This window comes from Arenimonas soli (assembly GCF_014643775.1).
In the GTDB taxonomy this organism is placed as follows: Bacteria; Pseudomonadota; Gammaproteobacteria; order Xanthomonadales; family Xanthomonadaceae; genus Arenimonas; species Arenimonas soli.
This window is the reverse complement of the sequence record NZ_BMKC01000004.1, coordinates 1-25549: the sequence shown is the minus strand read 5'-3', so window position 1 is coordinate 25549 and position 25549 is coordinate 1. Positions and strand designations below refer to the sequence as shown.

The 25549-nt window shown below is 70.0% G+C and carries 27 protein-coding genes; 7 read left to right on the top strand and 20 right to left on the bottom strand.

What is annotated here, in order from left to right:
• Window position 1: 1 nt before the first annotated feature.
• Window positions 2–2008: a bifunctional DedA family/phosphatase PAP2 family protein gene (locus IEX13_RS13360; protein ID WP_188665458.1), complete on the bottom strand. Its 2007-nt coding sequence runs from the start codon at window positions 2006–2008 to the stop codon at window positions 2–4.
• A gap of 68 nt (window positions 2009–2076) precedes the next feature.
• Between IEX13_RS13360 and IEX13_RS13355 the strand changes: the two genes are divergently transcribed.
• Window positions 2077–2925, top strand: a complete 849-nt coding sequence (locus tag IEX13_RS13355) for an SDR family oxidoreductase (protein ID WP_188665456.1) — start codon at window positions 2077–2079, stop codon at window positions 2923–2925.
• A complete protein-coding gene (locus tag IEX13_RS13350) occupies window positions 2922–3341 on the top strand; it encodes a VOC family protein (protein ID WP_188665454.1) in 420 nt (139 codons plus the stop codon). Before IEX13_RS13355 ends, IEX13_RS13350 begins: the two co-directional genes overlap by 4 nt.
• Window positions 3342–3345: 4 nt before the next feature.
• Here IEX13_RS13350 and IEX13_RS13345 read toward each other — a convergent pair whose 3' ends face one another.
• The 9 genes from IEX13_RS13345 to gspG all read right to left on the bottom strand — a co-directional run bounded on the left by IEX13_RS13345 (window position 3346) and on the right by gspG (window position 9450).
• Window positions 3346–4050, bottom strand: coding sequence for a Crp/Fnr family transcriptional regulator (locus IEX13_RS13345; protein WP_188665452.1), 705 nt, complete (start codon window positions 4048–4050; stop codon window positions 3346–3348).
• A 124-nt stretch (window positions 4051–4174) separates the two neighbouring features.
• Window positions 4175–4918: a type II secretion system protein N gene (locus tag IEX13_RS13340; RefSeq protein ID WP_188665450.1), complete on the bottom strand. Its 744-nt coding sequence runs from the start codon at window positions 4916–4918 to the stop codon at window positions 4175–4177.
• A complete protein-coding gene (gene gspM / locus IEX13_RS13335; protein WP_188665447.1) occupies window positions 4915–5406 on the bottom strand; it encodes a type II secretion system protein GspM in 492 nt (163 codons plus the stop codon). The genes IEX13_RS13340 and gspM overlap by 4 nt, the downstream gene beginning before the upstream one ends.
• Window positions 5403–6617, bottom strand: a complete 1215-nt coding sequence (gene gspL, locus IEX13_RS13330; RefSeq protein ID WP_188665444.1) for a type II secretion system protein GspL — start codon at window positions 6615–6617, stop codon at window positions 5403–5405. The genes gspM and gspL overlap by 4 nt, the downstream gene beginning before the upstream one ends.
• Entirely contained in the window at window positions 6614–7522 is a 909-nt protein-coding gene (gspK, locus tag IEX13_RS13325) for a type II secretion system minor pseudopilin GspK (protein ID WP_188665442.1), read from the bottom strand. Before gspK ends, gspL begins: the two co-directional genes overlap by 4 nt.
• Window positions 7519–8103 carry a type II secretion system minor pseudopilin GspJ gene (gene gspJ / locus IEX13_RS13320; RefSeq protein WP_188665439.1) on the bottom strand — a complete coding sequence of 195 codons (585 nt, stop codon included), beginning with the start codon at window positions 8101–8103 and terminating at the stop codon, window positions 7519–7521. The genes gspK and gspJ overlap by 4 nt, the downstream gene beginning before the upstream one ends.
• Entirely contained in the window at window positions 8100–8507 is a 408-nt protein-coding gene (gspI, locus tag IEX13_RS13315) for a type II secretion system minor pseudopilin GspI (protein ID WP_188665436.1), read from the bottom strand. The genes gspJ and gspI overlap by 4 nt, the downstream gene beginning before the upstream one ends.
• A complete protein-coding gene (locus tag IEX13_RS13310) occupies window positions 8485–9006 on the bottom strand; it encodes a GspH/FimT family pseudopilin (RefSeq protein WP_188665433.1) in 522 nt (173 codons plus the stop codon). The genes gspI and IEX13_RS13310 overlap by 23 nt, the downstream gene beginning before the upstream one ends.
• 12 nt (window positions 9007–9018) lie before the next feature.
• Window positions 9019–9450 carry a type II secretion system major pseudopilin GspG gene (gene gspG / locus IEX13_RS13305; protein ID WP_188665429.1) on the bottom strand — a complete coding sequence of 144 codons (432 nt, stop codon included), beginning with the start codon at window positions 9448–9450 and terminating at the stop codon, window positions 9019–9021.
• Window positions 9451–9623: 173 nt separating this feature from the next.
• On the opposite strand from gspG, the gene IEX13_RS13300 reads away from it, so the two are divergent.
• From IEX13_RS13300 to gspF, 4 genes are read left to right on the top strand one after another with little or no spacing between them, the layout of a single operon-like run.
• Window positions 9624–10076: a type II secretion system protein N gene (locus IEX13_RS13300; RefSeq protein ID WP_188665426.1), complete on the top strand. Its 453-nt coding sequence runs from the start codon at window positions 9624–9626 to the stop codon at window positions 10074–10076.
• Window positions 10077–10127: 51 nt separating this feature from the next.
• On the top strand, window positions 10128–12185 hold the full coding sequence (gspD, locus tag IEX13_RS13295) for a type II secretion system secretin GspD (protein ID WP_188665423.1): 2058 nt from the start codon (window positions 10128–10130) through the stop codon (window positions 12183–12185).
• Window positions 12182–13651, top strand: coding sequence for a type II secretion system ATPase GspE (gspE, locus tag IEX13_RS13290; RefSeq protein ID WP_188665420.1), 1470 nt, complete (start codon window positions 12182–12184; stop codon window positions 13649–13651). The genes gspD and gspE overlap by 4 nt, the downstream gene beginning before the upstream one ends.
• Before the next feature lie 3 nt (window positions 13652–13654).
• Window positions 13655–14860, top strand: coding sequence for a type II secretion system inner membrane protein GspF (gspF, locus tag IEX13_RS13285; RefSeq protein WP_188665417.1), 1206 nt, complete (start codon window positions 13655–13657; stop codon window positions 14858–14860).
• A gap of 49 nt (window positions 14861–14909) precedes the next feature.
• Here the strand turns inward: gspF and IEX13_RS14375 are convergent, their stop codons facing one another.
• The 8 genes from IEX13_RS14375 to thiE all read right to left on the bottom strand — a co-directional run bounded on the left by IEX13_RS14375 (window position 14910) and on the right by thiE (window position 23689).
• A complete protein-coding gene (locus IEX13_RS14375) occupies window positions 14910–16061 on the bottom strand; it encodes an OmpA family protein (protein WP_188665414.1) in 1152 nt (383 codons plus the stop codon).
• A gap of 36 nt (window positions 16062–16097) precedes the next feature.
• Window positions 16098–18080 (bottom strand): ice-binding family protein, encoded by a 1983-nt coding sequence (locus IEX13_RS13275; RefSeq protein WP_229668560.1) that lies wholly within the window; start codon window positions 18078–18080, stop codon window positions 16098–16100.
• A gap of 199 nt (window positions 18081–18279) precedes the next feature.
• Window positions 18280–19026 (bottom strand): Crp/Fnr family transcriptional regulator, encoded by a 747-nt coding sequence (locus IEX13_RS13270; RefSeq protein WP_188665411.1) that lies wholly within the window; start codon window positions 19024–19026, stop codon window positions 18280–18282.
• A 122-nt stretch (window positions 19027–19148) separates the two neighbouring features.
• Window positions 19149–20000, bottom strand: coding sequence for an ion transporter (locus IEX13_RS13265; protein ID WP_188665408.1), 852 nt, complete (start codon window positions 19998–20000; stop codon window positions 19149–19151).
• A complete protein-coding gene (locus IEX13_RS13260) occupies window positions 19997–21130 on the bottom strand; it encodes a trans-sulfuration enzyme family protein (RefSeq protein ID WP_188665405.1) in 1134 nt (377 codons plus the stop codon). The genes IEX13_RS13265 and IEX13_RS13260 overlap by 4 nt, the downstream gene beginning before the upstream one ends.
• On the bottom strand, window positions 21127–21750 hold the full coding sequence (locus tag IEX13_RS13255; RefSeq protein ID WP_188665402.1) for an HAD family hydrolase: 624 nt from the start codon (window positions 21748–21750) through the stop codon (window positions 21127–21129). The genes IEX13_RS13260 and IEX13_RS13255 overlap by 4 nt, the downstream gene beginning before the upstream one ends.
• A complete protein-coding gene (hemL, locus tag IEX13_RS13250) occupies window positions 21747–23039 on the bottom strand; it encodes a glutamate-1-semialdehyde 2,1-aminomutase (protein ID WP_188665399.1) in 1293 nt (430 codons plus the stop codon). Before hemL ends, IEX13_RS13255 begins: the two co-directional genes overlap by 4 nt.
• Window positions 23036–23689, bottom strand: a complete 654-nt coding sequence (gene thiE, locus IEX13_RS13245; RefSeq protein ID WP_188665396.1) for a thiamine phosphate synthase — start codon at window positions 23687–23689, stop codon at window positions 23036–23038. The genes hemL and thiE overlap by 4 nt, the downstream gene beginning before the upstream one ends.
• Window positions 23690–23747: 58 nt before the next feature.
• Between thiE and IEX13_RS13240 the strand changes: the two genes are divergently transcribed.
• Window positions 23748–23942 (top strand): rubredoxin, encoded by a 195-nt coding sequence (locus tag IEX13_RS13240; protein ID WP_188665393.1) that lies wholly within the window; start codon window positions 23748–23750, stop codon window positions 23940–23942.
• 10 nt (window positions 23943–23952) lie between these two features.
• On the opposite strand, the gene IEX13_RS13235 is transcribed toward IEX13_RS13240, so the two are convergent.
• On the bottom strand, window positions 23953–24798 hold the full coding sequence (locus IEX13_RS13235) for a SirB1 family protein (protein WP_188665390.1): 846 nt from the start codon (window positions 24796–24798) through the stop codon (window positions 23953–23955).
• A gap of 31 nt (window positions 24799–24829) precedes the next feature.
• On the bottom strand, window positions 24830–25288 hold the full coding sequence (locus IEX13_RS13230) for a DUF192 domain-containing protein (protein ID WP_188665388.1): 459 nt from the start codon (window positions 25286–25288) through the stop codon (window positions 24830–24832).
• Window positions 25289–25549 lie beyond the last annotated feature (261 nt).

Genomic DNA, 25549 nt, shown 5'->3' with positions numbered 1-25549 from the left:
GTCAGTCCCTGGCGGGTGGCCGCAGCCGCAGCACCGGCAATCCGTCGTCGCGGCGCACGTCCAGGGCCGACTGCATGTCGCCGGCGTCCTTGCGCAGCGGACCAAGCAGGCTTTCTTCGCCCGGCAGCGCCCGCCAGTAGCTGAAGAAATCCAGTCGGCGGGTGAATTCCAGCGTGTGCACGGTGCCGATCCACAGCGGCTGGTCGCCGGGCTGCAGCACCACCGGGCTGGTCCACAGGCGCAGCACCTGCATGCGGCCGCCGGCGTGCTCGCGGCGCACCATCACCAGCACTTCCGCACGGCCGTTGTGGGTGGCCGGCAGCACCGGCAGGTCCAGCGGCGTGGCGTCCTTGTCCAGGGTCTGCAGCAGGCCGTACCAGCCGCCGACGCTGTAGTCCTGCCAGCCGGCCAGCAGCAGCCGGGTGCGCAGCACGTCCAGCGGGCCGGCCACCTGCACGTTCAGCGGCCAGGCGTCGCGGCCGTGCAGTTCGTTGCGGCGGGTGGGCAGGGCCGCCTGCCAGTCGCCGCGCCACCAGGTGTCGGCGGCCAGCGAAGCCGGCGCGTGCGGCGGGTCGAATTTCACCAGGATGTCGTCGGCCTGGCGGCTGCCGTGCCAGGCCGCCACGCCCAGCACCGCGACGAAGAAGACGGTGGCGATCGGCCGCACCCAGAACGAGCGCACCACGCGGCGCCGGTAGGCGATGCCCAGCGCGGCGATCCACAGCAGTCCCAGCAGGATGCCGGCCAGCACGTCGCTGAGCCAGTGCGCGCCCAGGTACAGGCGCGAGAAGCCCAGCAGGCCCACCGCCAGCGCCGCCACCACGTAGGGCCAGGCGCGGTTGCGGCCGGGCAGTTCGCGCGCGATCAGCACGGCGAAGAAACCGTAGACCACGGTCGCCATCGTCACCGTCGCCGACGGGAAGCTGAAGCCCGGCACCGCGGTCGAGGCCGGGGGCTTGGGCATGTGCAGTAGGTAGCCCAGGAACCAGGTCAGCACCAGGGCGAAACCCGGCGCCGCCAGCCAGTGCCAGGCGGCGATGTGCCGGCGCCGCCACAGCAGCCAGGCGAACACCCCGACCACCGCCGGCGCCAGCACCACCGCGTCGCCCAGGGTGGCCAGGAAGGCCATCGGCACGTCGGCCAGCGGATTGCGCAGGCCGAACATCAGGTGGTGCACGGTCAGGTCCAGGTCGGACGGCGCACTGCCGCCGCCGACCGAAATCAGGATCGAGAAAAAGCCCCAGCCGGCGGCGCCCAGCACCGCCGCCAACAGCAGCAGGGACGCCGATTCGGGCCGGTTCGGGTCGATCAGGGCTTCGGAATAGCGGCCCAGCACCGGGTGTCGGTGCGACCAGGCCAGGGCCCGTTCGAGCATGCCGGTGGTGTGTGCGCCCAGCCAGCGCCACAGGTAGAAGACCAGGGCCCAGATGCCGGCCACCAGCACCAGCACCACCCCCAGCACGATCGCCAGCCGTCCGGCCACCGCGGCCACCAGGTCGAGCGAGGTGCCGAACAGCCAGCCCGGCGCCAGGAAAGTGGCCGACCAGAGCAGCGCGGCGATGGCGCTGGCCGGCACGTATTGCCGCAGCTTCATCTTCAGCATGCCGGCGATGGCCGGCACGAAGGGGCGGATGGCGCCGACGTAGCGGGCCATGACGATCGACTTCATGCCGTGCCGGCGGAAGGTGGTCTCGCCGCGCTCGAGCCACTGCGGATGCTTGTGGAAGGGCCAGCGCTGGCGCAGCTGCGGGCCGTAGCGGTGGCCCACCCAGTAGCTGATGGCGTCGCCGGCGAAGGCGCCCAGGGTGGCGCAGGCCAGGGCATAGGCGCCGTCCACGTGGCCCAGGCCCACCAGGGTGCCGACCGCGAACAGCAGGGGCACGGCCGGGATGGCCACGCCGACGATGACCAGGGCGTCGCCGAAGGCGATGAGGAAGATGACGACGCCGGCCAGGGTCGGGTTTTCACCGATCCACGTGACGAGGGCCTCCAGGCGGGCTGAATCCATGGGGCGCGATTATAGGCTGCCTCCGGGGACCACCGGTTTACACTGCGACCAAAGTTCAGGAGTGATGCATGTCGAACCTTCGCGGCAAGACCCTCTTCATCACCGGCGCCTCCCGGGGCATCGGCCTGGCCATCGCCCTGCGCGCGGCCCGCGACGGCGCGAACGTGGCCATCGCCGCCAAATCGGCGGTGCCCAATCCCAAGCTGCCGGGCACCATCCACAGCGCCGCCGCCGCAGTGGACGCCGCGGGCGGCCAGGGCCTGGCGCTGCAGTGCGACATCCGCGAAGAGGAGCAGGTGAAGGCGGCCGTGGCGGCCACGGTTGAACGTTTCGGCGGCATCGACATCCTGGTCAACAACGCCAGCGCGATCTGGCTGCAGGGCGCGCTGCAGACGCCGATGAAGCGCTTCGACCTGATGCAGCAGGTCAACGCCCGCGGCACCTTCCTGTGCAGCCAGGCCTGCCTGCCGCACCTGCTCGACTCCGCCAACCCGCACCTCCTGACCCTGGCGCCGCCGCCGAACCTGGATCCGAAATGGTGGGGCCCACACACGGGCTACACCCTGGCCAAGATGGGCATGAGCTTCGTCACCCTGGGCCTGGCCGCCGAGTTCGGCCCGCGCGGCGTCGCGGTCAACGCGCTGTGGCCGCGCACGGTCATCGCCACCGACGCGCTGAAGATGATCCCGGGCACCGAACCCGCGAAGTGCCGCACCCCCGAAATCATGGCCGATGCCGTACACGCGGTGCTGTCGCGGGACTCCTGGCGCTTCAGCGGCCAGTTCCTGATCGACGAAACCGTGCTGCGCGAAAGCGGCGTCACCGATTTCAGCCCCTACGCGGTCGATCCGTCGCAGCCGCTGCTGCCGGACCTGTTCCTGGATGACCCCGAACTCGAGGAGGCCCTGCGCCAATGAAATACCTGCACGCCATGGTGCGCGTCCGCGACCTGGACGCTTCGCTTGCCTTCTACCGCGATGCCCTGGGCCTGGTGGAAACCCGCCGCCGCGACTATCCCGAGGGCCGCTTCACCCTGGTCTACCTGGCTGCGCCGGCCAACCCGGAGTCCGAGGTCGAACTGACCTGGAACTACGATGCCGAGGATTATGGCGGGGCCCGCAACTTCGGCCACCTGGCCTTCGAGGTGGACGACATCTACGCCGCCTGCGAACGCCTGCAGGCCCACGGCGTGGTGATCAACCGCCCGCCGCGCGACGGCCGCATGGCCTTCGTGCGTTCGCCCGACCAGATATCGATCGAACTGCTGCAAAAGGGCGGCGCGCTGGAGAAGGCCGAGCCCTGGCTGTCGATGCCGAACATCGGGTCCTGGTAAGCGCCTATAGCCGCGGCGCGGGCGACAGCGACGCGCGGTAGCACTCGCAGGACATCGCCTCCAGGCCGGTGCGGTCCAGGACCTGGATTTCGCCGCGCGAATAGCTAATGACGCCGGCCTTCTGCATCACGCCGGCGGCGATGGTCACCGCGCTTCGCTGCACGCCCAGCATGTCGGCCAGCAGTTCGTGGGTGAGGTGGAAGTGGTCGGCATGGGCCCGGTCGTGGGTCATCAGCAGCCAGCGCGCCAGCCGCGCCTGGACTTCGTGGAAACTGGTGCAGGCCGCAGTGCGCGCCAGTTGGGTCAGCAGGTCGAACAGCTGGCGATGCATCGCGCGCAAGAGTCCGGGGTGGTTCGGAAGTTCCTGCCGCAGCCAGGCGGCGGGCAAGCGCAGGGCGCTGCCCGGACACTTCACGATGCCCAGCATCGGCACGTCATGGCCGTTGCCCAGCGCCAGGCTCAGTCCCAGCATGCCTTCGCTGCCCACCAGCACCATGTCCAGCGGCGGGTGTCCGCCGACCGAGGCGGCCAGGGAGACGCAGGCCGTGAGCGGGAAGAACGCATCACGCAGGGCTTCGCCGGGCCGGAAAAGGGTCACGCCGAAGGCCAGTTCCGCCGGTTCGCAGGCGGCCAGCAACCTGCGCTGCTCGCCGCGCGGCAGCGCCGCGACAAGCGAGTTCGCAAGGGGATCGGGCGTGGACCCAGACAAGGCGTGCTCCTGGTGGACCGGGGGGCGTGGCGCGGGAATCACGCGCGGCCAGGCAGTGCGCGCAGTTTGTTGCAGGCGTCGCAGGCGCTCTGTTCGCTGTGCCACACACAGGCGCCTTGCAGGTTCACCGCAATTGCCACTCGAAGCGGCCGTCGCTTCGTTCCACGGCAAGCAAACGCAGGAACGGGGCAAGCTCTGCGCGCCGCGCCGCTGGCACCACGGCGGTTGCTTCAAACCGTGGATGGGCGCCGGGCTGCCAGGCGCCCTGGCCGCTGATCTGCAGCGGGCCGGCGGTGGTGCGCAGGCTGCCCCGCCAGCCCCCGTCCAGGCCCTGCACGTCCAGCGCGTAGTCGCCCAGCGGTGACACCGGCGACAGTGACGAGCCCGCCGCCTGCCAGTGCACGGTCGCGCTGCCGGCTGCCAGCCCAGGTCCGAACGCCAGACTGTCCGCGACCAGCCGGATCTCGCCGGCGACGCCCCAGGCGGCCATGTCCGGGATGCCGGCGGCCAGCGTGGCGGCCGGCAAACGGATGTCCACGCCGGAAAGCGCGATGCGCGAGCGCGAAAGCGACATCGCCGACAGCGAGGCCGGCGGATCGGTGGCCAGCTCGAAGTCCATTCGCCCGGCCAGCAGCGCTGACGGGCGCAATCGCCAGGCCAGCGGTGCCGCCCAGCGGCGATTGCCGGCCTGGTCGCGCAGTTCGGCCCGGCCCCGTCCCGACCACAGCGTGCCTTCGGGCGAGACCAGGCGCAGGTGGCCCTTGCTGGCTTGGTCGAGCTTCGCATCGAGTAGTTGCGCCGGCGCGAAAACAATCAGCGAAACCACATACAGGAAGGTGCCCGCCGCCAGCCAGGCCCAGGGCTTCATGGCGGCCCCGATGGCACCAGGGTGGCGGTGACGCTGACCTGGCCGGGCGCCGGCAGGGCGTCGATGCGGCACGACTCCAGGCGCACCTGTCGGATCGCCAGGTCTTCGGTCCAGCGAAGCCAGGCTGCGAAGGCCACGGTTTCGAACACCACCACGACCTGGCCCGGGTCGGGCGATTCCAGGCGGGTAGCTGCTGCCGGCGGCAGGTTCGCGTCCAGCGCGGCCTGCACGCGTGCGCGCAGGGGTTCGTCGGAAGGCGGCGCAGCGGGCAGGCGACGCAGGCGCTCGAGTTCGCGGGCCTGCTGGTCCATCGTGGCTGCGCTGGCACGCAGGGCCTGGACATCGCGCTGCAGTGGCTCGCGCGCCTGCAGCGCCGCCACCACCAGGGCCAGGCAGGCGGCGGCTCCCAGCAGGCCCAGCCCGACAAGCACGGCCCGCCGTTCGCGCGTCGGGCGCGACTGCCAGCGCTGGCGCAGCTGGCTGGTCATGGCGCCTGCACCGTGAAGCGCGCCGCCCCCCCCGGCGTTGCCGGCGGCTGCGTTTCAACCTGCAGGCCCGCCTGCACCAGCCGCGTCGCGACCTGCTGCAGGCCGGCGGCATCCACGCCCACCACCTCCGCGACCAGGCCGGAAGATTGGTAGGAAAGCGCGCGCAGGCTGCCCGCGGGGAGGTCGCGGCTGGCGTCGCCGAAATGGGCGAGCAGCGCCGGGAAATCTCCCGGGTCGACCTGGCCGGCGGCGTGGCGGGCCTGCGCCAGCTGCCGGCGCATTTGCAGCGGCGCATTGGCGACGGCCACGGCCTCGGGGAACGCGCTGCGAAAGCGCTGCTCCATCTGCGCCTGCAGGCTGTGCCGCTGGCTTGCCAGCGATGCCCATTCACCGACCAGCAACGTGGCGTGCAAGGCCAGGGCGACGGCGAGCACCCAGGCCGCGGTGCGCAGCCGCGGCGCCAGGTCCGACAGCCCGCGCCAGCCACGTTCCTGGACCACCAGGGGCACGCCGGCAAGCAGCGGCGCCAGGGTCCAGTCGCCGCCGTCGCCGGTGGCTTCGATCTCGACGGCCAGGCCAAGCAACTGCGACCAGGCGGCGGCGTCCGGCGCCGCCTCGATGGCCGTCGGGTGCAGCACGATCCGCGCCGGCGCGGTTCCGGCCGCGCGTGCCTGCGCCAGCAGCAGGCGCAGTGAAACCGGCGGCGTCGTGGCGTCGCCGCAGTCGGTTGCCACGCCTTCGAATTCGCCCGTGCGCACGTAACCTTCGGTGCCGTTCCAGCGCATCTGCCAGCTGCCCGGCAGCCAGGGCAGCAGCAGCGTTTCCGCCTGCCACTCGACGCCGCGAACGCCGGCCGCCGCGAGCGCGCGGCTCCAGGCATCGAAGCCGTCCTGGTCGAACACCGCCAGGATGTCGTCACCCCCGGCCTGGCCCAGCCAGCGCACCTGGTTCAGGGCAGGATCGCCGGCCGTCTGCTCCTCGGCCGCGAAAGCCAGGGCCTGGCCAGACGGCCGGCGTCTTGAAGGCGGCAGCTTCACGCGCAGGAAGACCACCTGCGAGGCCGGCAGCACGACCTGCACGCGCCGGGCGTGGCGCGGCAGCGTGCCCAGGTCGCCTTCGCCGACCACCGTCTCGCGGCCCTCGTTCACCAGCGCCCAGCGGCAGGCCGGTGGCGGGTCGGGCAGCGAGCAGTACAGGCGAAGCAGGCTCACGGGAACTTCCTCCATGCCACGCCGGGCCAGCCGGCGCTGTCGCGCACCAGCAGGGCACTGCCCCGTGCCTGCGCGCCGTGCAGTTCGACCGAAAGGCTGACGAGGAAATAGTCGCTGTTCACCGATATCCGTTCAGGGGCCAGGCGCACGCCCTCCGGCAGCCGGGCGAGGAAGCCGGTGCGGTCAAGGAAGATCGTCCGTTCGCGGGAAACAACCAGGGCCCGGGCGGCCTCCAGGTCGAGGCCGGGCAGCAGCGCCGCCAGCACTTCCGGGCTGGCCGTGTTGACGTTGACCGGCGTGCTGCGGGGCAGGGCGGTGACGAAGGGGCGCAGCCGCGCGCGGACCGCGGGGTCGAAGCCGCGCACGCGGGCCAGTTCGTCCAGGTCGGCAAGCGGCCGGTTGGCGGCGAGATAGGGCGATTCCAGGCCCAGGTAGTAGGCATCTTCCGCGCCGCCCTGGGCGATGCCGTCGGCGTCCAGCCAGTCGCCCAGGCTGGTGGCCAGTGAACCGGGCAGGTCCAGCGAAACCAGCAATCGCTGCACGACGGCCAGCTGTTCGGCGTCCACCTTGCCGTTGCTGACGAGGTTGTTGAGGTTCAAGCGTGCCTGCTGGTCTTCGATGGCGCCGGCCAGCTGGCCGCCTTCCACCGGGATCGGCGGCATCTGCATCGCCCAGGGTTCGCCGGCATGGTCGACCTGGCTGGCGCGCAGGTCGTCGTGCAGCAGCGCGCGCGACCAGTCCAGGCCAGCCTCAAGGACATGCTGGGCCTGGCCGTGGCGGGTGTTTAGCTCGACCCCCCGCGTCCAGATGCTTTGCGAAAGCAGCAGTGCGGTCGCCGCCAGCGCCGCCAGGGCCACCACGGCCATGGCCATCACGATCGCGGCGCCCTTGGGCCGGGAATTCATGCGTCCACCGCGAACAGGCGGAGGATGCGTTCGCCGGAGCCAAGCACCAGCTGCAGGCGCACCGCGCGCGGCATCGCCGGCGACTCCGGCGAAGCCGGCCATGTCGATACCCAGGTCAGGTTCTGGTCCAGGTAGTCCAGTTCCAGCGTCTCGACGTCGTCGAGCACCGGGTAGCGCGCGGGTCGTTCTCCCGGCGTCGCGTCCAGGCCCGACCAGAGCCAGAGTTCGATTTGCCGGCTGTCGTTCAACTGGTAGGCGATGCGTCGCGGCGAATCCATGCCTTCCGGCGACGCGAAGCGACTCAGTTCCAGCCGTGGCGCGGCCTGGCCGGGTGCACGGCCGACCCAGGCCGGTGATTCGCCGCCGGCCGACCGCACCGGTCGCGGCGACGCCATGGCCAGGTCACGCTCGAAGCGGCTGCAGAACGCGGACACGGCCTGCCACTTGCGCGTTTCCGCCAGCACGTGTTCGCGGGTATCAAGCACGGCGCCCAGGCCGCGCCAGGACATCAGCGCCAACAGTGAAAGGATGAGCAGCGCGACCAGCAGCTCGACCAGCGTGAAGCCGCGGTGCCGGTTCATGGCGAGGGCCCCGGTGCGTTGACGACGAAGCCGGTGACGTGGGCCAGGCGGTGTTCGGGTGACTGGCTGGCATGCACGAAGATTTCGACGCGGCGGAAGGCCGGATTGGGCGTGCTGGCGACTTCCTCGCGCCAGGCGAAACCGATGCCCCCCTGTTCTTCCTGGCCTTGCGTGGTGCCAAGCGGCAGCCAGGCGCCGCGCGCGCGGTGTTCGGCCAGGCGGTTGTCCGCCACCCAGACGGCAAGCTGGCGGCCGCGCAGTTCCTGCAGGCTGGTCGTGGCGATGCCCGCGGCGCGCAGCGCTGCAAGCAGTGCGATGGAGATGATCGCCACGGCCACCAGGACTTCAAGCAGGGTGAAGCCCGTGGGCTCGTGTCGTCGCTCAGTGCGCGGCCGGGATGGCACCTTGCCCTCCCTCGTCGCCAATGACGGCGATCTGGCCCACCGGCGAGCCGGTGATGGTGGCGCGGGCCTTGCCCAGGCCAAGTTCAAGCGTGAATGCCGACGCCGCGCCGTCGCTGCTGAACTCCAGGCGCAGCGGGCCGGTGACCGGACTGTTTTCGACGCGCAGGCCAAGCAGGTCCATGTCCCTGGGCAGGGTTCGCGGCAGCAGCAGGTCGCGCCCGCGGATTTCACTCCATCCGTCTTCCCGGTCGTGCTGCCAGAAGCGGTAGCCGGGAGGTTCGGCGGTCCAGGCCACGGCGCGGCCGCTGAAGCGTGCCTCCTCCCGGGCCAGGGCCAGCAGGCGGGCCAGGCGTTCACTTTCGAGGCCGAGCCGTGCACGGTCGTCGGGCAGCGCCACCGCGCTTACCAGGCCCACCAGCAGGCCCATGATCATCAGCACGACCAGCACCTCGAGCAAGGTGAAGCCGCGGCATGCCGGCGTGTTGTTCGGCCGTGGCATCGGGCAGCCCTGCTACAGCTGCCAGGAGCCGATGTCGGCATCGTGGCCTTCGCCGCCCGGCTGGCCGTCGGCACCGAGGCTGAAGACGTCGACTTCGGCGTTCTGGCCCGGGCTGAGGTAAAGCAGCGGCTTGCCCCAAGGGTCCCTGGGCAGCCGGTCCAGGTAGCCGGGGCTGTTCCAGTTCGGCGGCAGCGGTGCGGTGGTCGGGGCGGAAACCAGCGCTTGCAGGCCCTGTTCGGTGGTCGGGTAACGATGGTTGTCCAGGCGGTAGAGCTTGAGCGCCTGCATCACCGCGGCGACGTCCTGGCGCGCCGCGGCCACGCGCGCTTCGTCCGGGCGGCTGATGATGCGCGGCACGACCGCCATGGCCAGGATGCCCAGGATCACCACCACCACCATCACCTCAAGCAGCGTGAAACCGCGCGAGCGGGAAGACTTGTTCATGGCTTTGCCCTTGCAGTGATTCGGCCGGGATCGCCCCGTGCACGCGCACGGAGCGCGGCGAAGAACATTGTCGACAGGGCGGCGCGCGGTCTCTGTTCGCCAGCGCACATACGCACGGTGCGATAGACCCTAGTTTGTGCGGAAGAACACGGACGGCGTAGCGATGGCCAGCCATGCGAGCGGTTTCATTCGATAGTCCGGCCCTGCTGCAGACGACGATCGTGTCGCTGCTCAACACCCTTGCCCTGGCCTGCCTGGCCGCGGTGCTGGCGTACTGGACCTGGCGCTGGGTGCTGCCGGCGCCGGAACCTTCCGTCGGCAGCAGCCAGGCAGCCAGCGGCGCCGGCGCCGGCGAGCTGTTCGGCAGCGCCCCGGCCGGGGTCGTCGTCAGCGCCGCGGGCATCCGGCTGCTGGGCGTGGTCGCGGCGGCCGACGGCTACCCCGGTTATGCGCTGCTGCAGGTTGATGGCCAGCCGATCGTGGCCGCACAGGCGGGCACTACGCTGGCGCCGGGCCTGCGCCTGGCCGAGGTGCATGCCCGCCAGGTGGTGCTTGAGCGCGCCGGCGTCAGCGAAGTACTGCTGCTGCCCAGGCCGCCGACGCCCCTTCCCACACCCGTTCGCTGAGGCCCCGATGTCCCGCCCGAATTCCCGCCGCCACCTCGATGGCCGCCTGCCATGATCGCGTCGCGCAGGCGTCGCCCGACCTTGCCGTACCTCGCAGGATGGCTGCTGGCGTTCGCCCTGGCCGGCGGCGCGGTGGCGCAGTCCGGTCCCGACGACGTCACCCTGAACTTCGTCAACACCGAGATCGAGGGCATGGTGATGGTGATCAGCGAGATCACCGGCAAGAACTTCGTGCTCGACCCGCGGGTGAAGGGCACCATCAGCATCGTTTCCGCCAAGCCGCTGCCGCGGGAGGTCGTTTACGACGTCTTCCTTTCGGCCCTGCGCCTGCAGGGTTATGCGGCAATCGAAACCGGCGGCGTGGTCCGGATCGTTCCCGAGGCCGACGCCAAGCTCTATCCCGGCGCCTCGAGCGGGCTGCGGGTGCGCGCGTCGGGCGGCGGCGACCAGGTCCAGACCCAGGCCTTCCACCTCAAGCACCAGCCGGCCGAGCAGATGCTGCCGATCCTGCGGCCGCTGATCGCGCCCAACAACACCATCACCGCCCACGCCGGCAACAACAGCCTGGTCATCACCGACTACGCCAACAACATGCCGCGACTGGCGCGCATCATCGCGGCGATGGACATGCCCGACAGCAGCGAGCCGGTGGTCATTCCGCTGCACCACGCATCGGCGCTGGACGTGGCGGTGACGGTCAACCGCCTGTTCGCCGAAAGTGCCCCGGCGGCCGCCGTGGCCGGCGCGCCGCCCCGGTTCACCGTCGTGGCCGACATGCGTTCCAACAGCCTGCTGGCGCGCACCAGCGACCCGTCGCGCCTGAGCCAGCTGCGCCGCTTCGTGGCCATGCTCGATTCGCCGGGCAACGCCGGCGGCAACATCCACGTGGTCTACCTGCGCAACGCCGACGCGGTGAAGCTGGCCGAAACCCTGCGTGCGATCCACGGCGCCGACGCCGGCGCCAACATGGACAGCCCCACGGGAGCGATGCTGGGCGCGGCCGTTCCGGCCGAGGTCGAAACGGCCCACGGCCGGACGTCCGGCATCATCCAGGCCGACGCGGCGACCAATTCCATCATCATCACGGCGCCGGACGCGACCTACAACAACCTGCGCGCGGTCATCGAAAAACTCGACGTGCGCCGCGCCCAGGTGTACGTCGAAGCCCTGATCGCCGAAGTCACCTCCGATCGCGCGGCCGAGTTCGGCGTGCAGTGGCAGAACCTTGGCGGCCTGGACGAAAGCGGCCGCCAGGTCTTCGGGGGCACCAACTTCGGCGGCACCGGGGAGAACATCATCGGCCTGTCGCAGAACCCGGGTTCCGCCGGCCCCGGGCTGAACCTGGGCATCATCAACGGTCGCGTGAACCTGCCGGGCATCGGCGAAATCCTCAACCTGGGCGTGCTGGTGCGTGCACTCGAGACCGACGCCAACGCCAACATCCTCTCGACGCCCACCCTGCTGACCCTGGACAACGAAGAAGCCTCGATCATCATCGGCCAGAACGTGCCCTTCATCACCGGCCAGTACGCCACCACCGGCGGTGGCGCCACCACGCCGACGCCGTTCCAGACCATCGAGCGCCAGGACGTCGGCCTGACGCTGCAGGTCAAGCCGCAGATATCCGAAGGCGGCACCGTTCGCCTGCAGTTCTACCAGGAGGTGTCGAGCATCAACGACATTTCCAATCCCGCCGGCGTCATCACCAACAAGCGCGCGGTGTCCTCGACGGTGCTGGTCGAGGACGGGCAGATCGTGGTCATCGGCGGCCTGATCCAGGACGCCACCAGCGAAGGCGTGCGCAAGGTGCCGGTGCTGGGCTCGATCCCGGGCATCGGCGGCCTGTTCCGCAGCAAGAAGCGCGGCCGCAGCAAGACCAACCTGATGATCTTCCTGCGCATCACCCTGGTCCGCGACAGCGCCGGCGCCGACGCCTACACGGGCGAACGCTACGACTACATCCTGGGCCAACAGCAGGCGACGCGGCCCCGGCCCAGCGTCATCTTCGGCGACCCCGAGCCACCTTCCCTGCCCGTGCGACCGCCGCCGCGGATGGCGGTGCCGCTGCCCGAGCCGGTGCCGATGAAGATCGCGCGCCCCGGCCGATGAGCCGGCGCGCCGCCACGCTGCCCTATGCCTTCGCCACCGGGCAGGGCGTGGTGCTTGAATCGGTGTCCGGCGGCACGGCGGAGCTGAGCATCCGCGAAGGCACGCGCGCCAGCACGCTGGCCGAGGTGCGCCGGGTGCTGGGCATGCCGTTGCGGGTCCGACGGGTGGATGCCGCACGCTTCGACGAGCTTGTCGCGGCGTCCTACCACGGTGCCGGCGCCGCCGCGCTGGCGGTGGACCTGGCGCAGGACATGGACCTCTCGCGCCTGCTGCAGGAAATCCCGCGGGTCGAGGACCTGCTTGAAAGCCAGGACAGCGCGCCGGTGATCCGGCTGATCAATGCGCTGTTCACCCAGGCCCTTCGCGAAGGCGCCTCGGACATCCACATCGAACCTTTCGAATCACGCCTGCTGGTGCGCCTGCGCATAGACGGCACGCTGCGCGACATGGTCGAGCCCCCGCGCAAGCTGCACGGCGCGCTGGTGTCGCGGGTGAAGATCATGGCCCAGCTCGACATCGCCGAAAAACGCCTGCCGCAGGACGGGCGCATCACCCTGCGCCTGGCCGGCAAGCCGGTGGACGTGCGTGTTTCGACCATTCCCACCGGCCACGGCGAACGCGTGGTGCTCAGGCTGCTCGACAAACAGGCCGGGCGGCTGGACCTGGGCCGCCTGGGCATGGACGAACAGACGCTGGCGACGATGGACCGGCTGATCCGCCAGCCCCACGGCATCGTGCTGGTCACCGGCCCCACCGGTTCGGGCAAGACCACCACGCTTTACGCCGCGCTGTCGCGCCTGGACGCCGGCGCGCTGAACATCATGACGGTGGAGGATCCGATCGAATACGACCTCGACGGCATCAGCCAGACCCAGGTCAGCGCCCGCATCGAGATGGGTTTCGCGCGGGCGCTGCGCACCATCCTGCGCCAGGACCCGGACGTGGTGATGATCGGCGAAATCCGCGACCTGGAAACCGCGCAGATCGCCGTCCAGGCCAGCCTGACCGGCCACCTGGTCTTCGCCACGCTGCACACCAACGATGCGGTCAGCGCGGTGACGCGCCTGGTGGACATGGGCATCGAACCCTTCCTGCTGGCGTCGAGCCTGATCGGCATCGGCGCCCAGCGGCTGGTGCGCCGGCTGTGCCTGGAATGCCGCGTGCCCTTCCCGGCGGATGCCGCGCAGCTGCGGGCGCTGGGTTTCACGCCGACCGGCGGCAGCCTTTATTCCGCCCGCGGCTGCGACGCCTGCGCGAGTTCGGGCTACCGGGGCCGCACCGGCATCTACGAATTGCTGGCCGTGGACGACAGCTTCCGCCGCCTCATCCACGACCGCGCCTCCGAACAGGTGCTGCGCGAACACGCGCTCGCCGGTGGCATGCGCACCCTGCGCGACGACGGCATGCGCTGGGCCGGCCAGGGCCTGGTGAGCCTGGAGGAAGTCGTGCGCGTGACCCGCGACTAATCCATGGATGCCTTCAGCTACCAGGCCATTGATGCCGAAGGCCACGCCGTTTCGGGCGTGCTGCAGGCCGATTCCGCGCGCCAGGCGCGCGCCCAGCTTCGCGCCCAGGGCTTGCTGCCCTCGCGCCTGGAACCCGTGGGTGCCCGCGCCCGCGCGGGCCGCGGCTGGACCCGCGGGCTGGCGTTCTCCGAGCTGAGCCTGGTGACCCGGCAGCTGGCGACCTTGCTCGAATCGGGCCTGACCATGGAACAGTCGCTCGACGCACTGATCGAGCAGGCCGAGCGGCCCGCCACGCGCGAAGTGGTGACCGGACTGAAGATCGAGGTCACCGCCGGCCATTCCCTGTCGGCGGCGATGGCGGTTTATGCGAACAGCTTTCCGGACTTCTACCGGGCGCTCGTGCACGGCGGCGAACAGTCCGGCGCCCTGGCGACGGTTCTACAGCACCTGGCCGACTACCTCGATGCCCGCCAGGCCCTGCGCCAGAAGACCGGCCTGGCCCTGCTGTATCCGGTGCTGGTGACCGGGGTCGCCTTCACGGTGGTGCTGGGGCTGCTGGTTTACGTCGTGCCGCAGGTCGTGCAGGTGTTCGAGCAGTCGCGGCAGGACCTGCCTTTGATGACGCGTGCGCTGATCCTGTCCAGCGATTTCCTGCGTGCGACCTGGCCCGGCCTGTTGGTGCTTGGGCTGGGCGGCGCGTTCGCCGCCCGCGCCATCCTGCGGCGCCCGGGCCCCCGTCGGCGCTGGAGTGCCTGGCTGCTGCGCCTGCCCTGGCTGGGCCCCCTGGCCCGCGGCGTGAACACCGCGCGTTTCGCCGGCACCCTGGCGATCCTGGTGCGCGGCGGCGTGCCGCTGCTGGCGGCCATGGAGTCGGGCGCGCGGGTCATGGACAACGTGGTGATGCGCGAAGCGGTCACGCGCGCGATGGACCGCGTGCGCGAAGGCGCCAGCCTGGCCAGGGCGCTGGACGAGACCCGCCTGTTCCCGGCCTTGCTGGTGCACCTGGTGGCCAGCGGCGAAACCAGCGGGCGCCTTGAACAGATGCTCGAGCGCGCCGCCCAGCTCGAAACCCGTGCGCTGGAACGGCGGCTGGCGGTGTTCCTGACCCTGCTCGAGCCGCTGATGATCCTGCTCATGGGCGGCGTGGTGCTGATGATCGTGCTGGCCATCCTGCTGCCGATCATGGAAATCAACCAGCTCGTGCAATAAAAAGCCCGGCCTTGCGGCCGGGCTGGAGGGCGGGGGCGCCAAACTTGGTTCAGTTCTGCACGTTGAGCTCGGTGCGACGATTGGTTTCGCTCTTGCAAGCCGGGAAGCCGTCGCCCAGCGATTCCAGCGGGCGGCTTTCGCCGTAGCCATTGGGGCCGGTCATGCGCGAGCTGTTGATGCCGGCGTTGGCCAGGTAGTCGTACACCACGCGGGCGCGGCGCTGTGACAGGTCCTGGTTGTAGCCGTCGCTGCCGCACTCGTCGGTATGCCCGGCCAGTTCGAAGCGAAGGTCCGGGTAGCGGCCCAGGATGGCCACGGCCTCGTCCAGGATCACGATCGCATCCGGACGCAGGGTGTCGCGGTCGAAGTCGAAGTTGACGCCGCGCAGGTCGATCGTCAGCGGCACCGGGCAACCGTCCGGGCCAATGGCCTGTCCGGCGACGGAATCCGGGCAACGGTCGCGGCAGTTGTCGATGCCGTCGCCGTCGTCGTCGAGGTCCGCGCAGGTTTCACGCGCCACCGGTGCTTCCCGGGGGATGACCGCTGCGATGGGCGGCAGGAAACGATAGACCAGGCCGGCCGACAGCATGTCGATGTCGCCGGTGTTTCCGATGGCGTCGTCGACCCGGTAGCGCTCGGCCTCGATGCGCATGGACAGGGCGCGGGTGAAGGCGTACTCCATGCCGGCGCCGAACTTGTAGTTCACCTCCTCGGCGGTCGGGTTCGGGTCGAGCACGTTGACCGCCCCGGTGCCGAAGAAGCGCGTGTCGGCTTCGGCGTAGATGGCGCCGATGCGGGCGAACAGGGAGAAGCGCTCGCTGATCGGCATCCGCCCGACCAGGTCGAGGTAGATGCCGCGCAGGTCGATGTCGCCCGAAAGGGTGCCGGGGGGCGTGGTGTCGAGGAAGTAGCCGTAGCTGCCCAGGTCCACGTAGCCGCCTTCGAGGGCGAAGTTGGGACTGAACTGCCAGCCGGCGAAGACCTTGTAGCCGTTGTCGGTGTCGAACTCTTCGAGCGCGTTCACCGTGAAGCCACGCTCGGCGAGGCTGCTGATGATGCGTTCGTCGTCGATGGTGGCCGCGGTCCAGCCGTAGTTGCCGCCCACGTACCAGCCGGTGTCGTCGTAGGCCGTGGCCTTGCTGCTGGCAAGGGCCGCGAGGATGGCCAGGGCCAGGAGCCCCGAGGGGTTTGCGAGTTTCATGTCATTCTCCAGGAAGGTTGGCACATCGCTTGGGCCTTACGGGCCAGGCACGTTGATGATGGTGTTGACCAGCGTCACCGACGCGCCCAGCGAGAGCAGCCGGCCGTCGACGGTCACGAGGGTGACGTTGCCGGGCGTGGAAACCGCGATGCCGGACTGGCTGATCACCGTGCCGACCATGGTTCCGCCGCCGCCGGCGTTGATGGTCGCGGCGCTGCCGACCTGCCAGTAGACGTTGTTGGCCTGCGCGCCATTGACCAGCAGCACGCTCTGCGGGAACGCAACGCCCGGGCCGCCCACCGTCAGCGAGGTGGCCATCTGGAACACCCAGACCGCGTTCGGGTCACCGCCCGCGTCCAGCGTCAGGTCGCCGCCCTGGATCATGAAGCTGCCCGCGGCCGCGGTGTAGGTGCCCGGGGCCAGTACGAGGTTGGCGAGGTTGCCTGCGCCCGGATCCAGGCCAGGGGGAAGCGCGACCAGTTCGTTGTAGAGCAGCAGGGCATCGGCGCGGGCCTGCTGGGCAACCGCCAGGGTGGCGGCGGTGCCTTCGGTCGGGCACAGCGGGGTCGGCGACGGCGGCGCGGTGTAGATCAGGCCGTTGACGGTGCCGATGTTGAGCGGGGTTTCGGTGTAGGTGCAGCCCGGACCAGCGTCATGGAAGCCGGTCACCGCGGTCGAGACCGCGGTGGTGCCGATGTCGCCGTTGACGATGGTCAGCAGGCCCTGGTTGGTCATGCCCGCGGAACCGCCGAACACGCCGAACGGAGCGGCTGCTCCCAGCGGCGGCGGCGGAACCTGGCAGCCGTCCGCATCGACCGTGAAGCTCCAGGTGTAGTCCACCAGCATCGTGTTCGCAGGCACCGAAAGGTCCATGACGCCGCTGGCGCCGCCGACGATCGTCGCGGTGTACTCGGCGCCCGCGTCCAGGGGCTGGGAGGGCACGAAGGTGGCGATCTGGCCGGTTCCCGCGTCGAGCGTGATCGACGAGGCGCCGATCGACGTGGCGCCCGGGCCGGTCACGATGAAGGTGTCGTTGCTGAGGCTGGCCGGATCCATCCGGGCACCCGACGGCACGTTGAAGGTCGCGTTGATCGAATCGTCCGGGCAGACGTTGGTCGCAACGGCGGCCGGGGTGGTGGACAGCACCGTGACGTTCGCCGGCGGCAGCGGGGCGGCCGCCGTGGTGAAGGTCCAGACGTAGTCACTCGCGCCCGGCAGCGGGGCCTGGTTGCCGGCCAGCGCATTGCCGGCGATATCGGTGGCGGCCTGGGTGATGCGGGCGGTATAGGTGGTGCTGTTGTCCAGGGCTTCATCGGGCAGGAAGATCGCCGTCCGCGAACCGCTGGAGTAGCTGACCGTGCCCGCCGGCGAAACGCAGGGGGCGGCGCAGGTCACGGTGAAGCTGGCGGCATTGAGGGTGTCCGGTGCCATGTCCTCGCTGAAGGTCGCCGAGATCGCGGTGTTGGTCGGCGCACCGGGCGTCGGGCCGGGGATCGTGGTGACCGGTTCGGTCGAAATCACCCGCGGGCGGGTCAGGTCGGGGGCGACGCCGGTGGTGAAGCGCCAGACGTAGGGGCTGGCCATCACCAGGCCGGTGGCCACGCTCCTGGCGCCGGTCACCGTGGCCGTGTACTGGGTGGAGGGGGTGAGCCCGGTGCCATCGGCGAGGTTGTAGGACGCCACGCGACCGGCGGAATCCAGGGTGATCGTGCCGTTCGGGCTGACGCAGGGGGCCGCGCAGGTGACGGTGAAGGTGGCGCCGCTGCCGAACGATTGCACCGGCTCGCTGAAGGTGGCGGTGATCATGGGGCTGTTGATCGGCACCGCCGTGGCACCGTCGAGGGGGGTTACCGCGATGACGGTGGGCGCCAGCGCCACGTTGCCGCCGGGCCCGCCAAGGATGGGGTCGCGGCCGTCGCTGCCGCCGCCGCCGCAGCCTGCCAGCAGCGTGCCCAGCACGGCCATCGCCAGCCAGGACCTGAATCCGGGGGAACCATCGAATCGAGTCATCGCGTTCATGGGTGCTTTCCTTGTTGGGTCTGGTCCCGGAGGCCAGCGGCGCCCGCCGCTGGTGCGCGGCTATGCAGGGCTGATCCGGCAACGGCCGGCCCGGCTTCCAGGTCAGGGAGGATTACGCCCGGGCAGCGGGAGGGTCTGTGCGGCAGGCAACTTATGGGGCGGCAAACGTGCGCTGGCGCACGAACCGCGGCGCGAGGGGTCAGACGGCGGCGACTACCGCCGACTCTTCCGGCGTGCCGAGGTAGGGCAGCAGCCGATCGGTTTCGCGCTTGACCACCGCATAGCACTCGCAGCTCAGCGTCTCGAGCCGCGGTCGGTCGAGCACCGTGATATGGCCGCGCACGTAGTTGATGACGCCCAGCTTCTGCAGCTTGCTGGCCGCCTCGGTGACACCTTCGCGGCGGACCCCCAGCATGTTGGCGATCAGCTCCTGGGTCATCACCAGCAGGTTGCCGTCGAGCCGGTCGAGCGAGAGCAGCAGCCAGCGGCACAGCTGCTGGTCGATCGAGTGGTGGCGGTTGCAGACCGCGGTCTGAGCCATCTGGGTGATCAGGGCCTGGGTGTAGCGAAGCAACAGCTGCTGGGTCTGGCTGTCGCGGTGGAACTCGGCCTTAGTGCGCTGGCCCGGTAGCCGGTAGGCATGGCCGGCACTCTGCACGATGGCGCGGCTGGGCGTGCTTTCGCCGCCCATGAACAGCGCGACGCCGACCACGCCCTCGTTGCCCACGACCGAAATTTCGGCCGAATCGCCGTCTTCAAGCACGTACAGCAGGGAAACGATGGCATCGGTCGGGAAATAGACGTGGCGCATCGTATCGCCGGACTCGTACAGCACCTTGCCCAGCGGCAGTTCGACAAGCTGCAGCTCGGCGGAGATGCGATCCTTGACGTCCTGCGGGAAGGCAGCGAGAAGGTGGTTCCGCGTCGGTCGGAAACTTGCGGCCATTGCGGGGATCCCTGGGCACCAGCAAGTCGCCGGCCGGGGTCACTATAGGATCCGCGCTTTTGCCTATATGTACGTTGGCGTACATAGCGATCCCGCTGACTGGCCTGCCCGACTGGTTGCCCTCAGGCGTCGGGCAGCTTGCCCCCGCAGCGGCGGCAGTAGTTGGCATCGACATCGTGCTCTGCCAGCTTGCAGTCCGGGCAGGCGTCCTTGCGGCGTTCGCGCAGCCCCAGGGCCAGTTCGGCCGTGTAGATGCCGGTAGGCACGGCGATGATGCCGTAACCGATGAGCATCAGGATGGTGGTGACAAACCGACCGAAGGGTGTCACCGGCGTGATGTCGCCATAGCCGACTGTCGCCATGGTGGTGATGGCCCAGTACATGCCGATGGGGATGCTGGTGTAGCCGCTCTCGGGGCCTTCGATCACATACAACGCGGCGCCGAAAACCACGGCGATGGTCAGCACCGCCACCAGGAACACCAGGATCTTGCGCCGCGAGCGATATAGCGCGCCAACCAGAACGCCGCCGGCTTCGGTGTATTCCATCAGCTTCAGAACGCGGAAGATGCGCAGGATTCGCAGAATGCGCACGACCAGGAGCGCCTGGCTGCCCGGCAGCAGTAGCGACAGGTAGGTGGGCAGGATCGACAACAGGTCGATGACGCCATAAAAACTCCGGGCGTAGCGCCACGGATAACGCACCACCGCCAGGCGGGCCAGGTATTCGGCGGTGAACAGCAGGGTGAAGCCCCACTCGGCCAGGTAGAACCAATAGCCCCAGCGCTCGCGCAGCCCGGCTTCGCTGTCGAGGATGACCACGATGACGCTGATCACGATCGCCGCGATCAACAGCAGGTCGAAGCGGCGCGGCGCCCCCGGGTCGTGCCGGAAGATTATCTCGAACCAGCGGGCGCGCCAGCCTTGCGTGCTTGCGGCTTCGAACTTGCCGGCGATGATGCGCGGCTGGCTCATGCGGTTGCCGCCCCGAGCGCGCGGCCGAAGTCGGCCAGCAGGTCATCGGGATGTTCCAGGCCCACGGACACGCGCAGCAGGTTGTCCGGGCTGATCGCATTCGCGCCTTCGATCGAGGCGCGGTGTTCGACCAGGGTCTCGGGGCCGCCCAGGGAAGTGGCGTTGATCGCCAGTTCCAGCGCCCCGGCCACGCGCAGGGCGGCGTCGCGGCCACCCTTGATGCGCACGCTGAGCATGCCGCCGAAATCACTCATCTGCCTGGCGGCGATGTCGTGGCCGGGGTGCGTGGGCAGGCCCGGGTAGTGCACGGCCTCCACCGCGTCATGCCCGGCCAGGAACCGCGCCAGCGCCATCGCGTTGCGACAGTGCCAGGCCATGCGCGCCGGCAGCGACCGGCAGCCGCGCAGGATCAGCCAGGCGCTGAAGGGCGCGAGGATGCCGCCGGTGAGGTGGCGGCGATGGAACACCGCGTCGTGGAACGCATCGCGGCGGGCGAACACCAGCGCACCGCCCATCACGTCGCTGTGGCCGCCGATGTACTTGGTGGTCGAATGCATCACCAGGTCGGCGCCCAGCGCCAGCGGCCGCTGCAGCACCGGCGTGGCGAAGGTGTTGTCGCAGGCCAGCAGCGCGTCGTTGCCGTGCGCCAGGTCGGCCAGCGCGGCGATGTCGGCCACGCACAGGCGCGGGTTGGAAGGTGTTTCCGCCCAGATCATCCGGGTCTCGGGCCGCAGCGCGGCGCGCACGGCATCCAGGTCGGACATGTCAGCGGCCGTGGTGGTGATGCCGCGCGGGGGCAGGAACTCGGCGCCCAGGACCCGCAGGCCGGTGTAACAGTCGGTCGGGATCAGCACGTGGGCGCCCGTGGGCAGGGATTCCAGCGCGGCCGCCATGGCCGCCATGCCCGAGCCAAAACACAGGGCGGCCTGGCCGCCTTCCATCGCCGACAGCGCGGTTTCCAGGCGGTCCTGCGTGGGATTGCTTTCGCGCTGGTACTCGAAGCCGGCCTGGCGTTCGCCGGCCGGGCCATGCCGGAAGGTCGTGGCCATGTGGATCGGCGGCGAGACGGCGCCGGTGCCTTCATCCGGTTCGCCGCCGGCGTGCACGGCCAGGGTTTCGATGCGGGTCATGCGGGAGACTCCAGCAGGTGGTGTTCGGCCAGGTGCGCGCGCAGGCCGGCCGGGCTGCGGTAAGTGTGCGCCATCAGGCCGGCGCGCCGCGCGCCCTTGGCGTTGTCGGGCTTGTCGTCGAAGAACAGCGCGTCGGCCGGCGCCACGCCCAACTCCGCCAGGCAGCGCCGGTAGATGTCCGGGTCGGGCTTGGCCAACCTGAATTGCGCGGAGCAGAACACGCGGCCCTGGAAGAACGGCGCCAGGGCCGGGCAGATGGCGGCGAAATGATCGCGCAGCATCAGGCCGTTGTTGGTCAGTACGGCCAGCTGCGCCGAAGCAGACAAGTGATTGAGCAGATCCGGTATCCCGGGCATCGGCTGCATGGCTGCGGCGCGGGCGGCGAGGCAGTCTTCCAGGCCCACCGGAACGCCCAGGGCCGCGGACAGCGTGGCCAGCAGGCCCTCGGTGTCGGTTCGGCCCAGGTCGGCTTCGCGTTCGAGGCCGGAATCAAACAGCGCCGCCGTCACCGCCTCCGGGCGGGCGCCGCAGCGTTCGGCCAGCACCTGCACCCGCGGGGCGTGCTCGTAGTGAACGAGCACGCCGTCGAGGTCGAACAGCACCAGCGCGGGGCGCCTCACCCGGCGGCGACCTCTTTGAACGCTTCGCGCGCGGCCTGGAGGGTGAACGCCAGCTCTTCCTCGCCGTGGGCGCTGGACAGGAAGCCCGCCTCGAAGGCCGAGGGCGCGAAATAGACGCCGCGGCGCAGCATGGCGTGGAAGAAGCGGTTGAAGGCGGCGGTGTCGCAGGCCACCGCATCGGCGAAGGTTTCCACCTGCCTGTCGGTGAAGAACAGGCCGAACATGGCGCAGCTGCGGGTGGTGGTGACCGGGACGCCGGCGTCATGGGCCGCGGCTTCCAGGCCGTCGCACAGCACGTGCGTGGCCGATTCCAGGCGCTCATAAAAACCCGGGCCCTGGATGATGCCCAGCGTGGCCAGGCCGGCGGCCATCGCCACCGGGTTGCCGCTCAGGGTGCCGGCCTGGTAGACCGGGCCGGCCGGCGCAATCTGCTGCATCAGGTCGGCGCGACCGCCGTAGGCGCCGACCGGCATGCCGCCGCCGATGATCTTGCCGAAGGTGCTCAGGTCGGGCGTGACGCCATAACGCGCCTGGGCGCCGCCGAGCGCGACGCGGAAGCCGGTCATCACTTCGTCGAAGATCAGGATCGCGCCCGACTGCGTGCACAGATCGCGCAGGTGCTGCAGGTAGCCCTCGCGCGGCAGGATGCAGTTGGCGTTGCCGACGATGGGCTCGACGATGACGCCGGCGATTTGATCGCCCATTTCCGCGAACAGCGTCGTCGCCGCTTCGAAATCGTTGTAGGGCAGGGTCAGCGTCAGGTCGGCCAGGGCCTTGGGAACGCCCGGCGAATTGGGCAGGCCGAAGGTCAGCGCGCCGGAACCGGCCTTGACCAGGAAACTGTCGCCGTGGCCGTGGTAGCAGCCCTCGAACTTGACGATGCGCGTGCGGCCGGTGGCGCCGCGCGCCAGGCGGATCGCCGACAGCGTGGCTTCGGTGCCGGAATTGACCATGCGCATCATCTGCATGGACGGCACCAGCTTGCGCACGGTTTCGGCCATGGTCACCTCCAGCGCATTGGGCACGCCGAAGCTCAGGCCCTTGCGCATGGTCGAGGCGACCGCATCGAGCACCTTGGGGTGGGCATGGCCGGCGATCATCGGGCCCCAGCTGCCGATGTAGTCGACGTAGCGGTTGCCGTCGACGTCCACCAGATAGGCGCCTTCGGCGCTGGCCGCGAAAAACGGCTCGCCACCGACCGACTTGAAGGCGCGCACCGGCGAATTGACGCCGCCCGGCATCAGGTCCAGGGCGCGGGTGAAGAGTTCGTGGCTGGTGGCGGTGTTCATGGGTGGGTGGTCTCGGTGGTGTTTGGTTCGAAGGCGAGGCGGAAGGACTGCAGGGCCGCGACCGGGTCGGGGGCGTCGAAAACGCCGCCGATCACGGCCAGCAGGTCGGCGCCGGCGGCGACCAGCCCGGCGGCATTGTCCGGGGTGATGCCGCCGATGGCCACCCGGGTGCAGCCCAGCGTCGCGCTTTCGGCCAGCAACCGGGGGTCGGCGCGCCGCGCGCCGGGTTTGGTGCCCGAAGGGAAAAATGCGCCGAAAGCGACGTAGTCGGCGCCGGCGGCTACCGCCTGGCGGGCACGTTCAAGCTCGTCGTAACACGACGCGCCCAGCCACAGGCCGGGGGCTTCGCGCCGCGCCTGGCGCAGGTCGCCGTCGTGTTCACCCAGGTGCGCACCCAGGGCGCCCACGTCCAGGGCCAGGCGCCAGTCGTCGTTCACCACCAGCGGCACGCCGGCCCGGGCACAGGCTTCGGCCATGGCCAGGGCCTGCTGGCGGCGCAGGGCCGGCCCGGCGGCCTTGTTGCGGTACTGCAGCAGCGCCGGCGTTTGTGCCAGCAGGGGCTGCAGCCGGGACAGCAGCCGGCCGGTGTCGGCTTCATCGGGCGTGATCAGGTAGACGCCGCGGCGACTGGGGGATGGGCTGGGGTTCATTTCGGCGTGACCGGCAAGATGCGAGAATGTTAGCTGTTAACGCATTGACGGAACCGCAATGAACACCTCCACCGCCGCCGCCACCACCTACCGCACCTGGATGTGCGTCGTCTGTGGCTTCATCTACAGCGAGGCCGACGGCCTGCCGGAAGAGGGCATCGCCCCCGGTACGCGCTGGGAAGACGTGCCCGATACCTGGGTCTGCCCGGACTGCGGCGTCACCAAGGACGACTTCGAGATGGTGCCGGCCTGAGGCCGGCGCTTCAGTTCAGTCGCGCCGGCACGCCGCTCAGGTCGACCAGCGCGGCGCGCACGCTGTCGACGTCGTCGGCTTCCGGAAGCATCTGCAGGTAGCGCGCCAGGTCTTCGCGCGCGCCCTTGGCGTAGCCCAGTTCCCGGTAGGCCAGGCCGCGGTCGCGCACGGCTTCGGCGGTGCCGGGCGACAGCTTGAGCAGGCGGTCGGCGGTGCGCGCCACGCGTTCCCAGTCACGCTGCTCGAGATAAAGGCCCTTGAGGTTGCGAAGCATGCGCATCAGGATGCCGCGGTGCGTGGCCGGCGCCAGGATCTGCATCAGCTGCTGGTCGTCCGGCGGGTGCCCGCCCATGTGCGGCGATGCCCGCTCGCGCAGTTCGTCGGCGCTTACCGGCCGGCCCTTGTTGAAAGGGTCGAGCACCAGGATGCCGTCGTCCACCGGCAGCCGCACCAGGAAATGGCCGGGGAAGGAGATGCCGTCGAGCGGCATGCCCAGGCGCCGGGTGACTTCGATCTGGATCACCGCGAGCGAAATCGGGATGCCCAGTTTTCTGTCGACGACGTCGTTGAGGTAGCTGTTGCGCGGGTCGTCGTACTCGAGGTTGTTTCCGGCGAAGCCCACTTCCTCGAACAGGTAGCGGTTGATCGCGGTCAGGCGCGCGGGCAGGTCGATGTCGCCGTCGAGCTGCGGTCGCAGCGCATCAGCATAGGTGTCCACCTGCGCGGTGTAGCCGCGGGGATCGAGGTCGGGGTATTCGTCGCGGGCGATCAGCAGCGCCGTGTCGAGCAGCGGCAGTTCGTCATCGCCAAGCGCGGCCAGCGCATTCCAGTCCGGCAGGGTGTTCGGGGCGTCCATGCAGGCAATGTGGCCCCGGCGGAGCCATGAATCAAGGCTCGCCGCGCGCGGGGATGCCCGGGCCGAAGGTGATGGTGTCGCCGGTCCTGGTGCCAAGCACGTTGGCCTGGCCGGCGTTGAGTTCAAGCACGTACAGCGCCGGGCCCGCGCTGGGATAGGGCGGGCAGCGGTCGCCGAGCGAACACGGGGGAACGCCGCGCGACACCGATACGAGCCTGCGAGAGGCATCGAAGTAGAAGATGTCGAGCGGGATCTTCGTGTTCTTCATCCAGTAGGCCAGCGGCCGCTCCGCGTCGTGCACGAACAGCATGCCGGTGCCCTCGGCCAGGGATTCGCGGAACATCAGCCCGCGATTGCGCTCGGCATCGTCGTCGGCCACTTCCACCTTGAAGCGCTGGCCATTGAGCTCCACCCAGGCCTGGCCGTCGGTGGCGCAGCCGGCCAGAGGCAGCAGGGCGGCAAGGAAAAGGGCGAGGCTGGCAAGGCGCATGGGTGGCTCCGGCGGGGTGGAAAGGGACGTTCGGGGATGGCCGTGGGGGTGTCAAGCCGGCCGCCGGCCAGACAGGACGGGCTTCGTCTCCACCCCCTCTTCCCAATCCTGATCCATGCCGCTATAGTTCGCGGCCCTCGACGGCCGGTCCGGCGACGGGGGGCAAAAAAGGGCGTCGAAAAGATGTTGACGTCCTTCGAAACTCTCGTATAATGTGCGGCTCCCTTGAGCGAAATGCCCTGGGATGGCGGGCCGGAAGGC

What these genes read in the sequence shown, in the direction of transcription:
- IEX13_RS13360 (WP_188665458.1), bottom strand. Translation starts at nt 2,008, where the DNA reads ATGGATTCAGCCCGCCTGGAGGCCCTCGTCACGTGGATCGGTGAAAAC.
- IEX13_RS13355 (WP_188665456.1), top strand. Translation starts at nt 2,077, where the DNA reads ATGTCGAACCTTCGCGGCAAGACCCTCTTCATCACCGGCGCCTCCCGG.
- IEX13_RS13350 (WP_188665454.1), top strand. Translation starts at nt 2,922, where the DNA reads ATGAAATACCTGCACGCCATGGTGCGCGTCCGCGACCTGGACGCTTCG.
- IEX13_RS13340 (WP_188665450.1), bottom strand. Translation starts at nt 4,918, where the DNA reads ATGAAGCCCTGGGCCTGGCTGGCGGCGGGCACCTTCCTGTATGTGGTT.
- gspM (WP_188665447.1), bottom strand. Translation starts at nt 5,406, where the DNA reads ATGACCAGCCAGCTGCGCCAGCGCTGGCAGTCGCGCCCGACGCGCGAA.
- gspK (WP_188665442.1), bottom strand. Translation starts at nt 7,522, where the DNA reads ATGAATTCCCGGCCCAAGGGCGCCGCGATCGTGATGGCCATGGCCGTG.
- gspJ (WP_188665439.1), bottom strand. Translation starts at nt 8,103, where the DNA reads ATGAACCGGCACCGCGGCTTCACGCTGGTCGAGCTGCTGGTCGCGCTG.
- IEX13_RS13310 (WP_188665433.1), bottom strand. Translation starts at nt 9,006, where the DNA reads ATGCCACGGCCGAACAACACGCCGGCATGCCGCGGCTTCACCTTGCTC.
- gspG (WP_188665429.1), bottom strand. Translation starts at nt 9,450, where the DNA reads ATGAACAAGTCTTCCCGCTCGCGCGGTTTCACGCTGCTTGAGGTGATG.
- IEX13_RS13300 (WP_188665426.1), top strand. Translation starts at nt 9,624, where the DNA reads ATGCGAGCGGTTTCATTCGATAGTCCGGCCCTGCTGCAGACGACGATC.
- gspD (WP_188665423.1), top strand. Translation starts at nt 10,128, where the DNA reads ATGATCGCGTCGCGCAGGCGTCGCCCGACCTTGCCGTACCTCGCAGGA.
- gspE (WP_188665420.1), top strand. Translation starts at nt 12,182, where the DNA reads ATGAGCCGGCGCGCCGCCACGCTGCCCTATGCCTTCGCCACCGGGCAG.
- gspF (WP_188665417.1), top strand. Translation starts at nt 13,655, where the DNA reads ATGGATGCCTTCAGCTACCAGGCCATTGATGCCGAAGGCCACGCCGTT.
- IEX13_RS14375 (WP_188665414.1), bottom strand. Translation starts at nt 16,061, where the DNA reads ATGAAACTCGCAAACCCCTCGGGGCTCCTGGCCCTGGCCATCCTCGCG.
- IEX13_RS13275 (WP_229668560.1), bottom strand. Translation starts at nt 18,080, where the DNA reads ATGAACGCGATGACTCGATTCGATGGTTCCCCCGGATTCAGGTCCTGG.
- IEX13_RS13270 (WP_188665411.1), bottom strand. Translation starts at nt 19,026, where the DNA reads ATGGCCGCAAGTTTCCGACCGACGCGGAACCACCTTCTCGCTGCCTTC.
- IEX13_RS13265 (WP_188665408.1), bottom strand. Translation starts at nt 20,000, where the DNA reads ATGAGCCAGCCGCGCATCATCGCCGGCAAGTTCGAAGCCGCAAGCACG.
- IEX13_RS13260 (WP_188665405.1), bottom strand. Translation starts at nt 21,130, where the DNA reads ATGACCCGCATCGAAACCCTGGCCGTGCACGCCGGCGGCGAACCGGAT.
- hemL (WP_188665399.1), bottom strand. Translation starts at nt 23,039, where the DNA reads ATGAACACCGCCACCAGCCACGAACTCTTCACCCGCGCCCTGGACCTG.
- thiE (WP_188665396.1), bottom strand. Translation starts at nt 23,689, where the DNA reads ATGAACCCCAGCCCATCCCCCAGTCGCCGCGGCGTCTACCTGATCACG.
- IEX13_RS13240 (WP_188665393.1), top strand. Translation starts at nt 23,748, where the DNA reads ATGAACACCTCCACCGCCGCCGCCACCACCTACCGCACCTGGATGTGC.
- IEX13_RS13235 (WP_188665390.1), bottom strand. Translation starts at nt 24,798, where the DNA reads ATGGACGCCCCGAACACCCTGCCGGACTGGAATGCGCTGGCCGCGCTT.
- IEX13_RS13230 (WP_188665388.1), bottom strand. Translation starts at nt 25,288, where the DNA reads ATGCGCCTTGCCAGCCTCGCCCTTTTCCTTGCCGCCCTGCTGCCTCTG.